Annotated in this window: 9 protein-coding genes; 5 read left to right on the top strand and 4 right to left on the bottom strand. The window is 38.8% G+C overall.

The genetic code is table 11. From position 1 onward, the window contains the following. Positions 1–582: 582 nt before the first annotated feature. Positions 583–1,914 carry a dicarboxylate/amino acid:cation symporter gene (locus B5G52_RS16355; protein ID WP_087533721.1) on the bottom strand — a complete coding sequence of 444 codons (1,332 nt, stop codon included), beginning with the start codon at positions 1,912–1,914 and terminating at the stop codon, positions 583–585. A gap of 204 nt (positions 1,915–2,118) precedes the next feature. Between B5G52_RS16355 and B5G52_RS16350 the strand changes: the two genes are divergently transcribed. Next, positions 2,119–5,979, top strand: a complete 3,861-nt coding sequence (locus B5G52_RS16350; RefSeq protein WP_087533720.1) for a hypothetical protein — start codon at positions 2,119–2,121, stop codon at positions 5,977–5,979. Positions 5,980–6,237: 258 nt separating this feature from the next. Beyond that, positions 6,238–8,949, top strand: coding sequence for a type I DNA topoisomerase (topA, locus tag B5G52_RS16345; protein WP_087533719.1), 2,712 nt, complete (start codon positions 6,238–6,240; stop codon positions 8,947–8,949). 100 nt (positions 8,950–9,049) lie between these two features. Here topA and B5G52_RS16340 read toward each other — a convergent pair whose 3' ends face one another. After that, entirely contained in the window at positions 9,050–9,292 is a 243-nt protein-coding gene (locus tag B5G52_RS16340; RefSeq protein WP_087533718.1) for a hypothetical protein, read from the bottom strand. Positions 9,293–9,578: 286 nt separating this feature from the next. Here B5G52_RS16340 and B5G52_RS16335 point away from each other — a divergent pair, with 286 nt between their 5' ends. After that, positions 9,579–10,124 (top strand): TIGR00645 family protein, encoded by a 546-nt coding sequence (locus B5G52_RS16335; RefSeq protein ID WP_087533717.1) that lies wholly within the window; start codon positions 9,579–9,581, stop codon positions 10,122–10,124. Between the two features lie 34 nt (positions 10,125–10,158). Here B5G52_RS16335 and B5G52_RS16330 read toward each other — a convergent pair whose 3' ends face one another. Further along, positions 10,159–11,361: an ABC transporter permease gene (locus B5G52_RS16330; protein WP_087533716.1), complete on the bottom strand. Its 1,203-nt coding sequence runs from the start codon at positions 11,359–11,361 to the stop codon at positions 10,159–10,161. Next, complete coding sequence (locus B5G52_RS16325) at positions 11,358–12,293, bottom strand: ABC transporter ATP-binding protein (RefSeq protein WP_087533715.1); 936 nt, start codon at positions 12,291–12,293, stop codon at positions 11,358–11,360. The genes B5G52_RS16330 and B5G52_RS16325 overlap by 4 nt, the downstream gene beginning before the upstream one ends. A 137-nt stretch (positions 12,294–12,430) precedes the next feature. Here B5G52_RS16325 and B5G52_RS16320 point away from each other — a divergent pair, with 137 nt between their 5' ends. Further along, the gene (locus tag B5G52_RS16320; protein WP_087533714.1) at positions 12,431–13,849 is read left to right on the top strand and encodes a sigma-54-dependent Fis family transcriptional regulator; all 1,419 of its coding nucleotides are present in this window, start codon (positions 12,431–12,433) and stop codon (positions 13,847–13,849) included. A 143-nt stretch (positions 13,850–13,992) separates the two neighbouring features. Next, complete coding sequence (gene ccoG / locus B5G52_RS16315; RefSeq protein ID WP_087533713.1) at positions 13,993–15,375, top strand: cytochrome c oxidase accessory protein CcoG; 1,383 nt, start codon at positions 13,993–13,995, stop codon at positions 15,373–15,375. Positions 15,376–15,384 lie beyond the last annotated feature (9 nt).

Genomic DNA, 15,384 nt, shown 5'->3' with positions numbered 1-15,384 from the left:
CTGTAGGTATATAATATGTGCCTATCGTTTTAACTACGGTACCAGCTATATTTACCTTATTACTATTTATACGCATGTCGTATGGCCTTCACTCAATGGATTGGTCTTTGTTTTTATATATTTGGCACGCAGCTCTCTATGCTTGATGTACTAGGAGCTACGTGTTCGTATTTGCCATTTAACACGATGGGCTCAAACCCTCGTCACTCACATGTATGGCTCAGCTGGGGAAAACGTACTGAAAATTGGTTTATTAGTCCTGCGCTACATTAAATTCACTACAGTGATAATCCAAAACACTTTGATACAAATTTAGGCTCAGCCTTAGCCATTTGGGATAAGCTTTTTGATACGTTGATCCGTGTAGATCAAGTTGGGAAAATTTCAATTGGTGTTGGTAAATATGATGCGGCCATAACTCAATTTGGGCAATATACTCTAAACCTGTATTAGATTCGCTTAAAAGCATATTACTTAAACGCGTAAAATTAAGAAAACCAGCTGCTGATGTGGTTAAAAAAACAATATAAGATTCTAACCTAAAAAGCCAGCAGTAGCTGGCTTTTTAGGTATTACGAGAACTTAGTTTTCTTTTTGATGATAGTCTTCTAAGTCTTTTGCTGCATCTGGGTCATTAAATACAGTTTCATCTAATTGGCCTTCTGACTTTGCAACAACACAGGTAACCATACAGTCCCCCGTGACATTGACGGCTGTACGAGTCATATCAAGTAAGCGGTCAACACCAATAATAATCGCAATTCCCTCAATCGGTAAACCTACTTGGTTAAGCACCATTGCCAACATTATCAAGCCAACGCCTGGCACACCTGCAGTACCAACAGACGCTAAAGTAGCTGTTAAAATAACCATTAAATAATCTGACAGGGTTAAATCAACACTGAACACCTGGGCTATAAATACAGTCGCAACACCTTGCATGATGGCAGTACCATCCATGTTGATAGTGGCACCTAGAGGAACAGTGAATGAGGCAACTGAGTTATGAGCTCCTAATTTCTTTGTCGCAGTTTCTAAGGTAATTGGCATAGTGGCACTTGAGCTCGAGGTGCTAAAACCAAACAAGCAAGCATGCTTCATTTTCTTTAAAAAAGTCACAGGATTTAGACCGGTAAGAATTTTTAGAAGGATTGAATAATTAATGAACGCGTGGATAGCGAGTGCAGCCATCACCACACCAAAGTATTTTGCTAAGCTGACAATTAAATCAAGCTCTATAGTGGTAAATAGTTTTGCCATTAAACAAAACACACCATACGGAGCGACATTCATCAATAGTGTTACTAATTTAAGAATAACAGTATTTAAATCTTCAAATACTAAAGCGACGCGTTTACCGGCTTTACCACTGAGGGCCATCGCGATACCAAATAAAAGCGAAAACACGATGACTTGCAACATATTGCCACTTGCCATCGCATCGATTGGATTGGTAGGAAACATGTCGATAATAACTTGAGCAAGTGTTGGTGCTTCTTTTGCGCTGTAGGCTGCTTCAGTTGGAAGATTTATACCCTCACCTGGATTGACAAGAAGAGCAAGAGTCATAGCGACTGTTATTGCAATTGCTGTGGTGATTAAATATAAACCAATGGACTTACCACCTAAGCGACCCAATTTTTTAGGGTCGCTTAAGCTACATGTTCCACACACCAGAGACACAAATACTAATGGCACTACCAGCATTTTTAAACTGGCAATAAATATTTGCCCACCAATATGAAATAAACCATCTACAAAGAAGCTTTTAATTGGCAAAGAGAATAACCCAAGCGGAATTAGGTAATCGTCTTCGCCAGCTAAAATAGCTTGGAAAATAAAGCCTACAGCCACACCTAGGGCCATGCCAATCATAATACGGGTTGTTAAACTCATTGAACGGATTTTCGACATAGTAACAATCTATTTTTATAAATTTGCCATAGCCTACCAGCCTGCAGATTTTTATACAGAAAAAATCGATAAATATGTAAAAAAAAGTCGGATCAAAAAAACAACTAATAAACTCATAAAAAGTTGTGATTTTAGTGCCAGTTATAGGTTAATATTGAGTAAATATATATTTTAATATTAATAACAAACGCTAGGGAGAGATCAATGCCTTTAATTCGATGGCTCAGTGTTGTGATGTTCAGTTTTCTACTCGCAGCCTGTGGTGGCGGTGGTTCAATTGAAAAGGACGGGGGATCACTTGATGACAGTACAGATTCTGCAACGTATACATTAACTGTAAGTGGTGTATCTGAAACAACAGGTGAAGCCGCTAATGAGGTCTCCTCAGAACAACGTTTACAGCTAACGGCAAAATTGTTGAAAGATGGAGCTGCAGTTTCAGATGTCAGAGTTACTTTTAGCACAGACGGTGAGTACGGAGTTTTTGAACCAACATCAGGCACTGCGATCACTGATGATGATGGTTCTGCAAAAATTCTTCTTGCGGTGGGTAGTAACGCAGGAGCTGGCACTGTTGATGCTTTTGTCACGATTGAGGGCGAAACGATTAGTAGCGCACAGTCGTTTGCATTTACATCAACTGGAGATGCTGATGGCACTGTACAAGATAACTACACAATTACTGTACAAGGGTATACGCAGGACACTGGGACTGCATCTAATACAGTGACAAATGCTGCGCCACTCGATTTAAGGGCTACATTAAAATACAACGATTCAGTTGTAGCCGGTAAGCGCATTGTTTTCTCCTTAACTGATAGTATCGGTTTGTTACAGCCTACGACAGGCTCTGCTTTAACACAAAATGACGGCGTAGCAACAGTTCAGCTTACCGCAGGTAAAGATGCTGGTGCAGGTATGGTTACAGCTACGTACAGTATAGATGGTGATTCTTACACAGGTACATTTGATTTTCAGTCAACTGGTGGTCAAGGAACTGATACAGGGGTATCAGGTACAATTACTCTCGATTTAAATATTTTAGACCAAAGTGGTGCTGTATTTTCAGAGTTAAACCCGGTAAGTAAAGATAATAAAGGTATCGTCACTGCAACATTAAAAGATGATGGACTTCCATTAGCGTCACAATTAATCAGTTTCACATCTAAATATACAGGTAAAATAACCCCAGAGTTAGGTACAGCATTAACCGATGTAAATGGTGTTGCTACTGTGACACTAAGTAGCGGTAATTTCAAAGGTGCAGGCCAGATTATAGCAAGCTATGGGTCAGAAAGTGACGAAGTCATAACTAAAACAGCTGGTTTTGTTTCAAATGGCGATGATGCCCCGATAGAAAATGCACAAGCCGAGTTAGATATAAAACTTTTACAAGGGTGTAATGCCAATTGGGATGCGAATCGAAATTCCGAGGCATTAAATCCACTCGATCCTTCGACTGGTTGTGCAGTGACTAATACATTTTCATCAGATGTATTGATTGATGTTCTTATTAAAGTGGTTGATACGAGTAGTGGTGACGGCATCGCTGGTATTATCGCTGAATTGTCCACTGATTTAGGGCAGCTACTGCCTGATTCAGGAAAAGCATTAACAGATAATTTTGGTTTTGCATTATTAAAATTACAACCTGGAGCAAGTAGTGGTGCTGGAACATTAACTGCAACAGCAAAAGATAGCAGTTTAAATAAAGCTTTCTCAATTAGTACGGCAGAATTAAATGTATCTATTGATAATGGTTTACCCAATTTATTAGATGGCTCGGGCAACCCAGTCGAAGGACAATATCAACCATTAGCGGCGGGCGCAACAACTGTCATTACTGTTGAAATTAGAGACAATAATGATGATTTAATAGTTACTCCTTTTGATGTTCAGTTTACATCAAGTTGTGTAGAAAGTGGCAAATCGATTATTGATGAAAACGTGATCAGCATTGGCGGGATTGCGACTTCAACCTATAGAACAAATGGCTGTAAAAGTACGCAAGGTGATACCGTTATCGCAACGGTATTAACTGGCGGAACACCTGAAATTGCATCTGTTAACATTCCAGTTTCTGAAGCTGATGTGGCATCAATTGAATTTATTTCAGCGGAGCCAAATGTGATTGCTTTAAAGGGTACTGGAGGCGTTGGCCGTCAAGAAAACAGTAAACTAGAATTTAAATTAATCGATAAAATTGGTCAAGATGTAGAAAACAAACGCTTAGATTTTCGTCTTACATCGACTAATGGGGGGATCAGTTTATCGCATCATAGTGTTGACACTGATGGGGAAGGATCTGCACTAGTTCAAGTTAATTCAGGTTTTGTGCCAATGGCAGTAAGAGTGCAAGCGTGCTTTATTCCAGATGAGCAAATTCCTGCTGATCAAAATGATGATGTAACGTGTTGGCAAGATGTGTATGCCGAATGCCAAAAAGCAGAGGGTGACCGTGAGGAAGGTGTGAGCTGTCCAACTGGGAATTTATCGCTCGTGTCGTTAGATCAACAAATCATCAGCGTATCTGACTTACTTTCTATTAGTACAGGTCTTCCTGATAATAATAGTTTTACAGCATCCATAACTGATTTTTCAACAGAAACTTTGCAATACGATAATGAAACGTTTGATATTACTGTACTCATTGCAGACCATTTTAATAACCCAGTTCCAGATGGAACCGCTGTCTATTTAACAACAGAGGGAGGGGCTATTGGTACTTTAGATGGTGAAGAGGGCAATCCCCAACTAGAATGCCGATCTATTGATGGTGCCTGTACGGTGCAATGGCGTAGCCAAAATCCTAGACCATTTACGGAAAGTAAGTGGGGGAATAAAGTATCAGATTATAACCCTAAAAAACTACTTCGTGTTAAAGCAAAGTACTTAGAAGATATCGAAGGTATTGTTGATCCAACCTTTGAACAAAGTAATGCAGTATCATTGACACAATTAAATAGTGATGCCAATTTTTCCGGATTGCTAGAAGAAACGCGTAACTGTGATTTATATAGAAATGCACCAGCGCCCTGTTTGAACGGGATTTTAAATGCGAATAGTAATGAGTTAGGAGTGCCGCTTGGGGCCCGTGCAACAGTTTTAGTTACAGCAAAAGGGCAGGAATCATTCATTGATATTAATGGCAATGGGCTCTTTGATAGTAATGAATATTATTCAGGCTATGATTTGAGTGAAGCGTTCGTTGATCATAATGAAAGTGGTACTTACGATGGTTTATCAGCTATTTATGATCCAGTAACAGCTTCTATAGTCAAAGATGCCCAACTTTGTACTGATGGATCAGACACTGATCCATGTAGTGAGTTTGCAACAAACGGTGCCCATTTTGAGGAACCAATTGGTGATATAGACTCTAATGGTATGCATACATTACGTGATGGCAAATATAATGGCTTATTATGCACAGAAGCTGCACAGGCTGCTAATATGTGTAACAAAGAGCTTATAGATGTGCGCCGTTCATTTGAAGTTATTATGTCGGGTAGCACCGTTTATTATCGCTTTGCAATTGATAAAGAGTCATTACGTCGTAAGTTTGCAGCAGCAATGGCGGAACCTGAGTTAGATGCAGATGGCAATCTAACAGGAAATCTTTCAGCAAATGCGTTAGGTGTTACTGATAGTATTAGCACTTGTTCAGATATTCTGAATCAGTATGATAATTCATCTATTGTGGTGCTCGGCCTTGAAGAAAGTGAAGACGATCAACTGTGTGATATTACAGAAGTAAATATTAAGACTTATGACTCTGGTGTGGAGTTGGATGCATTATCTTTTAATTTTTATTACTCAGATATCTATAATAACCCTCTTGCAGCAAATACAAGTGTAGTGGTTGGCAGTGAGAATGGCGATTATAGTGGTGTAGATGATTTTGTGATTGGTAACTCTACAGCAACAAACGCCGCCGTTATTGGACTTGCAATTAGTCGCGAAGCTGAGCCGAATAAAAAATCGGTTGGTGATTTATCTATTTCATTTACGACGCCAAAAGACAATAACACCACAGCACGATTACAAATTAGTGATGATGGTTAGATGCTTTCGAGCACTTAGATAAAATAAATGCCAACCATTAGGTTGGCATTTTTGTATCTATTCTTATATATTCCACTGCAAATATGTAAAAACACCGTTTTGTCTAAATTAAAGGCAATAATTGTTTAATTAATCATTAAATGTAGAAAAGTTTCGATTAAAAGCTTGTAACAATTGGTGTTTGTAGATATACCTATAAATATTCGTGCCCGAAGTGGGCTAAACACATTTAAAATATTTGGTTAGAAATAGGCAACTATGGGCAAATCGCTAGTAATTGTAGAGTCTCCTGCTAAGGCTAAAACAATTAATAAATATCTAGGAAACGATTTTATCGTCAAGTCCTCTATTGGGCATGTACGAGATCTTCCTACCTCAGGTTCTGGCAAAACCAAAACTGCGCCGACAAAAACGCCAGCTGAAGTGCGCAAAATGTCTCCTGAAGATAAAGCGGCTTATAAAAAGCAGCGTGATTACACTAACCTAGTTGCTCGGATGGGGATCGATCCAGAAAAAGGCTGGGAGCCTCACTACGAAGTTCTTCCCGGTAAAGAAAAAGTCGTTCAAGAATTAAAAAAGCTTGCTGAAAATGCTGACCAAATCTATCTCGCAACGGATTTGGATAGAGAAGGGGAAGCCATAGCTTGGCACCTCGAACAAATTATTGGTGGTGAGCCCGAAAAATATAAACGCGTGGTTTTTAATGAGATCACTAAAAATGCGATTCAACAAGCGTTTGAAACACCTGGCGAACTAAACACTGATATGGTTTATGCTCAGCAAGCACGTCGCTTTTTAGACCGTGTTGTTGGCTTTATGGTGTCACCATTATTGTGGGCAAAAGTAGCCCGTGGTTTATCCGCAGGACGTGTACAATCTGTTGCAGTTCGCTTGTTAGTTGAGCGTGAGCGTGAAATTAAAGCATTTATTCCTGAAGAGTTTTGGGATATTCATGCTGATGTTAAAAATACTGAGTCAAACTTACGTTTAGAAGTTGCAAAGCAAGCAGATAAGCCGTTTAAACCGGTTAATGAGTCGCAAGCAATGGCTGCGGTTGCATCACTTGAAAACGCTGAATATAAAGTTATAAGTGTTGATGAAAAACCAAGTAAGAGTAGACCTAGTGCGCCTTTTATTACCTCGACAATGCAACAAGCGGCAAGTACTCGCTTAGGTTATGGTGTTAAGAAGACCATGATGCTAGCTCAGCGCTTGTATGAGGCTGGTTATATCACTTACATGCGTACTGACTCGACTAACTTATCAAAAGACGCTGTAGGCATGTGTCGTGATTATGTTGTTGAACAGTTTGGGCAAAAGTACTTACCAGAAAACCCAATTAATTACAGTTCTAAAGGCAATGCACAAGAAGCGCATGAGGCGATTCGTCCATCGAGTGTAACTGTATTATCAGGCCACCTTGATGGTGTAGACCCAGATGCGAAAAAACTGTATGAGCTAATTTGGCGTCAGTTTGTCGCGTGCCAAATGGTACCAGCTGAGTATGACTTAACAACGCTCACTGTGGCAGCAAGTGATTTTCATTTAAAAGCTAAAGGACGTGTTTTACGCTTTGATGGTTGGACACGTGTACAGCCGGCAGCACGTAAAAAGAATGAAGAAGATCAATCCTTACCTGCAGTAAAAGAAGGCGAAGTACTGACTTTGATAGAGCTTGATCCTAAGCAACACTTTACTAAGCCACCTGCGCGTTTTAGTGAAGCAAGTTTAGTTAAAGAGCTTGAAAAACGGGGTATCGGTCGTCCATCTACTTATGCATCTATCATATCAACAATACAAGATCGTGGTTACGTTCGTGTTGAAAATCGCCGTTTCTTTGCAGAGAAAATGGGCGAGATAGTGACAGACCGTTTAGTTGAAAACTTTACCGATTTAATGAACTTTGATTTTACTGCAAAAATGGAAGGGCGTTTGGATGATATCGCTGAAGGTGAACGTGTTTGGACCCAAGTTTTAGATAAATTTTACGCTGATTTTTCGACTCAACTTACTATTGCAAGTGGTGAAGAAGCTGAAGGTGGAATGCGTAAAAATGAAATGGTCGAAACCGACATCGACTGTCCAACGTGTTCTCGTAAAATGGGCATTCGAACCGCTTCTACAGGGGTATTCTTAGGGTGTACAGGTTATAACCTTCCACCAAAAGAGCGTTGTACGACCACTATGAACTTAGTTTCAGGTGATGAGGCTGTTGCAGCTGATGTTGAAGATGTTGAAACCGAAACATTAATGCAAATGAAGCGTTGCCCAATTTGTGAAACGGCGATGGATTCATACTTAATTGATGAAACGCGTAAGTTGCATGTTTGTGGTAACAACCCTGGCTGTAAAGGTTACGTTATTGAACAAGGTACCTTTAAGATTAAAGGCTATGATGGACCTATTATCGAATGTGATAAATGTGGTTCAGACATGCAGCTTAAATCGGGTCGTTTTGGTAAGTATTTTGGTTGTAGTAACGACGAGTGTAAAAATACCCGTAAGTTATTACGTAACGGCGAAGCTGCGCCTCCAAAAGAAGATCCAGTACAATTACCTGAACTAGAATGCGAAAAGTCGGATGCTTATTTTGTATTGCGTGATGGTGCCGCAGGTATTTTCTTAGCGGCTAATACATTCCCTAAGTCTCGTGAAACTCGTGCACCTAAAGTTGAAGAACTACAGCGTTTTAGAGATCGTATATCACCTAAGTTTTATTACTTAGCTGACGCACCTGCAAAAGATCCTGACGGTAACTTAGCAATTGTACGCTACAGCCGTAAGAATAAAGAGCAGTACGTAATGACCGAGGTTGAAGGTAAAGCAACGGGCTGGACAGCACATTACAATGCTGGAAAGTGGGTTGAAGAGGCAAAGAAAAAAGCCGCGCCTAAAAAGAAAGCAGCCGCTAAAAAAACACCAGCCAAAAAAGCAGCGCCAAAAAAGGCTGCTAAAAAAACTGATGATTAATAGTTGAGCCGTACTGTGCTCAACTATTAATACACCAGTAAGGAAAAATCGGGATGCACGCCCTTGCGTCATCCCGGTTTTAATATGATAAAGCGATTTTTTAAAGATTTACGTCAGTTATTTTTTTGTAGCCTTCATTCTCAAGTTCATCATTGACGCACTTTAGAACGTATGGTTTAAGCGCTTCATTGCTTATATCGTCGTCCTTAGCCCAATCTAAACACATCTCGGTGTATTCTTGAATAGTCTCAACAGAAGCTTCAACAGCGTTTTGAGCGACAGCATAAGTCGTAGCAAGGCTAAAAAAGGGCGCTACGATTAGTGCTAGCAATGGTTTTTTCATTTGTTCATTCCTAAATAAAGTATTTATACCTATTTGATTAAGTAACTAGCTGCTAAATAGCAGGTATTAAATAATGTAATCGGTATGGCGATTACTTATAAAAAGTAACAGTTAGCCAATAGAGAAATGCTCAGTTGGTAGTGAAATTCTTAATCGAAATGACAATAAAAGATAACGAAATATTTTTATCGTTAAGATAAAATAAATATACGATAAAAACTGTTTAAATGTTTGTATCATAATATAAACTCGTTTAAAATCTGTTTTTTAGTAAATTAAGCGCGTTATGGATCACCAACCAAGCAATAAAACCCCAAGACAAGCAGGCAAAGCAGAACTTGTTCTTGAGTCATTCATTTTTCGCGGACGCTGGCTATTGGCTCCATTTTTTGTTGGTTTATTGTTTGCGGTTATTTTATTACTGATCAAGTTTTTCAAACAGCTATACCTTATGGGAGTTGCGACCTTTACTGCAACAAATCAAGAGCTATTAGTGGGTATTTTAACATTGGTAGACACCGCATTGTTGGCGGGGTTATTACTAATCATCATTTTTAGTGGTTATGAAAATTTTGTTTCCAAGCTCAATATTGATAATCATGAAGATCGTCCTGTGTGGATGGGAAAAGTGGGGTTTTCAGGTTTAAAAATGAAGCTGATCAGTGCGATCGTTGCCATCTCTGCGGTCGAGTTATTAAAAGTATTTATTAGCTCGTCAGCTTATACAAGTGAAGAGCTTATTTTAAAAGTAGTGATACACGTCACGTTTGTCATCTCTGGCGTATTGTTCGCACTAACTGATTTTATTAATAGTAAAACACAAAGTCATTAAACTAGGTAGGCTGGCTTTAGTAGCCTACCTTATTTTATGGTTTGAAAATTGCCAACCACATTGCCTTTAAACTCGGCTCTTTTCCATACATATTCATACCCATTTTAAAAATCCGTGCGGCACAAATGCGTAAATAATAAAAACAGACAATACTCAGAAAGAGTGAAAGCAATGGCTGCCAAAATGGTAAGTCAACTAATGACATACGCACTGGCATTACTGCAAATGCAGTAATGGGCAAGTAACTCAGTACTATGCTTAAAACACTATTAGGTGTGTCCATTATAAAAAAAGCAATAGCGATTGGGGCTATGGGAAGCATCATTAACGCGCTTTTACTACTGTGGTTTGGGTCATCAATACCTGCAGCAATTGCAGCCATAAATGCAGCACATATCCCTAACCCTGATATAGCAAACACAATGAACCAAGGTAGCATTGCCCAGTTTATAAAATCTAAACTTAACGTTTGTTGCTTGATAACAACGGTGAAAAATAGCATAGAAAGTATAATAGAGAGTAATGTGCCGATCATGGTTTTAAGTGCTAATAAAATCTGCCCGCTAAGTTTACCGTCAATCCAGGTTTGCGGTGTCATAGTGGCCATTAACTGCTCGGTTACTCGATTTTGTTTCTCACCAGTAATACTCACAAATAACTGACCAAATATCCCAAACATTGCAACAAACAGTAAAATCAACACACCAAAAGCAGTGTATGTTTGGCTTTTATCAGCCTGATTTTTAAGCTCTTCATTTAGAATATAATGTTCAACGTCTGTATTTTTAGCTAAACCATCACGTTGTGCTTGAGTTAGGTTAATTGCATCGAGTTGTGCTTGTTTGAGCGCTGAATTGAGCTGGCTTTTAAATGTAGTTTGCCAGGTGTCTTTTTCAGCGGTTATGAGTGCGTACTTTGTAGTTATGAAATCATATTTGAGTAAGCCATCATAGTCAGTGGTCTCATTTAAGTTATGTTCAAGATCACTGATATCACCAAGCTTTATAAAATTAAATGCGGGGTCAATGTGGGATGCTAACTCGAATGTTGTATTGACAGCGATATTATATTGTTTGGCGAGATGCATATTGTTAGTAGCAAAAAAATAAATAATTCCCGCAATGACCAACATGATAAGTTTAGAAATAATTTCTTGTTTTAATTTAAAAAAATGCAAGAACTCCCATTTTGCTACTGTCCAAATTTGTTTTTGAGTTAGTGAGCTTTGCTTATTCATGATGCCACTCCCTGATGAACTTCTTTATTATGTTTAGCGACTACTTGTAAATAGATTGAATGTAATGATTGTGATTGGTTTTTAAGCTCACAAATATTTCCAACTCTGATCAAAATTGTCAGTAATTGACTGAGTGGTTGTTGTTCATTCAACGTTATAGACAAATGATTACTGCTAAGCTGTTTGCTTTGGTAAGTATCTAACAATGCGTATTGCTCCGGTTCGATTAATTGTTCAAAAGTCACATCAATCACATTGTTATTATATTGCTTAAAGATATCATTAAGCTGACCATATAGTACGCTTTGGCCTTTATTCAGTAGTAATACTCTATCCGCTAGCTTTTCAACCATAGCCATTTGATGTGCACTTAGCAAAACGGTCATGCCTTGTTGTTTTAATTCAGCTAAAAACTCTACGACTAACTCTTGGTTGATTGGATCAAGCCCTGAGAACGGTTCATCAAGAATAACCCATTTAGGTTTATGTAAGATGGCTGTAATCAGTTGTACTTTTTGTTGATTTCCTTTGGAAAGAGATTTAAGAGGGTCATTTATGCGCTTAACTAAGTTGAATTTGTCCAGCCAATGTTGGCAGCGAAGATCAAAATCAGTCGCTGTAACGCCATGCAATTGAGCAAAAAATTGTAAATTTTGCTTAATTGTTTTTTCGGGGTAAAGCCCTCTATCCTCAGGTAAATAGCCCAATAAGTGGGTTGGAATACTACAATAGGTTGTACTGCCATCAGTGAGTTTAATGGAGCCCGCATCGGGGTAAGTAAACCCAACCAGCATTTTCACAAGAGACGATTTACCAGCCCCATTCGGGCCTAGTAACGCAAAAATTTCACCCGGTTGTACGTCAAATGACAGGTTATTTACTGCGGTTACTGTATCGTAGTGTTTTGCGAGATTTGAGATGATTAACGACATAGGAGCCTTGCGCTGTTGTTTTAGTCAGTGTAAGTTTTTGGTAAATTTAATGTAACAAAATAATTGTAAGAAAAAGTGTAAACAATCAAGGAACAGTGTCATAATAATCGTGATATTTCGCGAATGGATTAATTGTAATGATTAAACAGTTTTTAAATGACCCAAGTTTGTTATTAAATGCAGTAGGTGAGGGAATTTACGGCTTTGATTTGTCGGGAAATGCAGTTTTTGTCAACCCGGCGGCAGAGAAAATGACAGGTTGGAGCGCAGATGAATTATTAGGTAAAAAAATTCATCAGTATCATCACCATAGCCATGCAGATGGGAGGGCGTATCCTGCAGACGAGTGTCAAATCTATTGTACAATGTTTGATGGTATTCATCGGCAAGTTAAAGATGAAGTGTTTTGGCGCAAAGATGGCAGTTTTTTTCCTGTGGAATATACATCGACCCCAGTGTATAAAAACGATCAACTAATTGGTGCGGTCGCTGTATTTCGCGATGTATCAAAACAACACGAAACCCAATTGGCTTTACGTCAAGCACTCACACAAGTTAGTGACTTAAGTGAGCAACTTAAAGATGAAAATAGTTACCTTACAGCACAATTAAACGAAGATTGGCAAGACTCAGGGTTAGTCGGTAAAAGCCATGTTTTTCACGCTATGTTAGAACAAATAAAATTAGTAAGTCCAACCGACAGTACTGTATTAATATTAGGTGAAAATGGCACGGGTAAAGAGTTAGTAGCTCGCAACTTGCATCGGTTAAGCAATCGCAGCACTCAATCATTTATAAAAGTTAATTGTGCAGCATTTACTGCAAGTTTGCTCGAGTCTGAATTATTTGGTCATGAAAAAGGTGCTTTTACAGGCGCAAATGAAAGGCGTAAAGGTCGTTTTGAGTTAGCCCATAATGGGACGCTGTTTTTAGATGAAATAGCCGAATTACCACTTGAGGCGCAGAGCAAATTACTACGAGTGTTACAAGAACAAGAGTTTGAAAGAGTCGGCGGTAGCCAAACAATAAAGGTAAATATACGTGTTATTGCTGCAACAAACCGTGATCTATCGAAAATGGTCGAAGAGGGGACGTTTAGAATAGATTTATATTATCGACTAAATGTGTTTCCGATCAGAGTTCCCGCACTTAAAGAGCGTAAAGAAGATATCCCACTTTTATGTATTAACTTGGTGCAACAGCTAAATAAACGTTTAGGTAAACAGTTAAAAGGGCTCAGCAATAAAGCGCTTAGTCAATTACAAGCCTATGATTGGCCCGGTAACATTCGTGAATTACAAAACGTACTTGAACGTGAAGCTATTTTATCAAAACAATCAATTTTAAATTTGACCCAACCGTTGAATTCACATTCGAAAACGCCAGTTAATTCATCACTGTCTCTTGATGATTTATTGAGGCAGCACATCAGTAGTGTTCTTTCTCTGACAAACAATAAAATATCAGGTGCTAATGGTGCTGCAAGCTTATTAGGCGTCCCAGAAAGTACACTTAGATCCAAAATGAAAAAATTAGGGTTAGTTAAAAGTTCGTGATATAGCGCGTAATTCGTTATATATCGCGAATTTGTTTTTTGATTTTAATCTTAAGGTATTGAATTTTAAGTTATAATAAAATCTTCAGTTTGGTCTGAAAGTTGCAAATACTTATATGTCACCGTCACTATGAAGTAAGTATTATGAAGTTTGATATTAAAGAAGAAGATATGATCATTAAGCCCTACAAGCATGAAGGGCCAATATACATTCGTGAGCAAAAGGGCTTTTTTCAACGCATCCGACAAAATCTCGGGTGGTTATTGATGCTTACTTTTATTGCTATCCCCTGGATCCCTTATAAAGGTCAGCAAGCTGTTTTACTTGATGTCGCAACACAGAAATTCAGCATTTTTGGCTTAACCCTGCTACCGCAAGACTTTATGATACTTGCGCTGTTGTTTATGTTAGGTGCATTTGCGCTTTTTTTTGTTACAAATTGGTTGGGCCGGGTATGGTGCGGATATACCTGCCCGCAGACTATTTGGATGTTACTGTTTTCGTGGGTGGAACAACGTGTAGAAGGGACTCGTAATCAACGTATTAAGCTTGATAAATCACCATGGGGCTTTACTAAATGGCGTAAAAAAATCACCAAACATAGCGCCTGGTTAGTGATCTCAATTTTAACTGCGACTTCATTTATGGCGTATTTTATACCTGCAAAGTCACTATATAGCGACATGCTTACATTACAATGGACAGGTATCACCAGCTTCTGGGTGTTTTTATTCGCTTTTTGTACTTACGGCAATGCAGGGTTCTTGCGTGAAAAAATGTGCACGGTTGCATGCCCTTATTCACGCTTTCAATCGGTTATGTTTGATAAAGATACATTGCTTGTTACTTATGACAGTCAACGAGGTGAAAATCGTGGCCCACGTAAACGTAAAGCAGATCCTAAAAAGTTAGGTTTAGGTGATTGTGTTGATTGTAATTTGTGTGTAGAGGTATGCCCAGCGGGTATAGATATTCGCAATGGTTTACAGTATGAGTGTATTAATTGTGGTTTATGTATCGACGCGTGCGATGATACGATGAACAAGTTTGGCTATGATAAAGGCCTTATAAAATATGCCAGTGAAAAACAAATGTCCGGTGGGACGACCAATCCATTTAGATTAAAGCTTATAGGGTATGGTGGACTAACGTTGTTGTTATCCATTGCGATGATTGCGTGGCTTGGCGCACGAACGCCAATCGAAGTCTCAGTATTGCGCGATAGAAACGCTCTATATAGAGTGAACTATGAGGGATTGGTAGAAAACCCTTATACTTTAACTATTATTAATAAAACACAGCAACCGTTACACTACCGTATTTCATTAAAGGGGCTTGATATAGCAACACTTAAGAGCCCGCAGAATACAAGAGTGGAGCCAGGCGTTATGAAACAAATACCCGTGACTATTGTGGCAGATGGTTATGACTTAGCTAAAAAAATGACAAAGCTTGAGTTTGTTGTAACAGCAAATGAGGATGCGAGCATTACACAAACGCAGCCAAGTTTATTTTATCGAAATTAAATATTCGGT

The organism is Pseudoalteromonas sp. A601, assembly GCF_002165575.1.
GTDB lineage: Bacteria > Pseudomonadota > Gammaproteobacteria > Enterobacterales > Alteromonadaceae > Pseudoalteromonas.
This window is presented reverse-complemented; position numbering and strand designations above follow the sequence as displayed.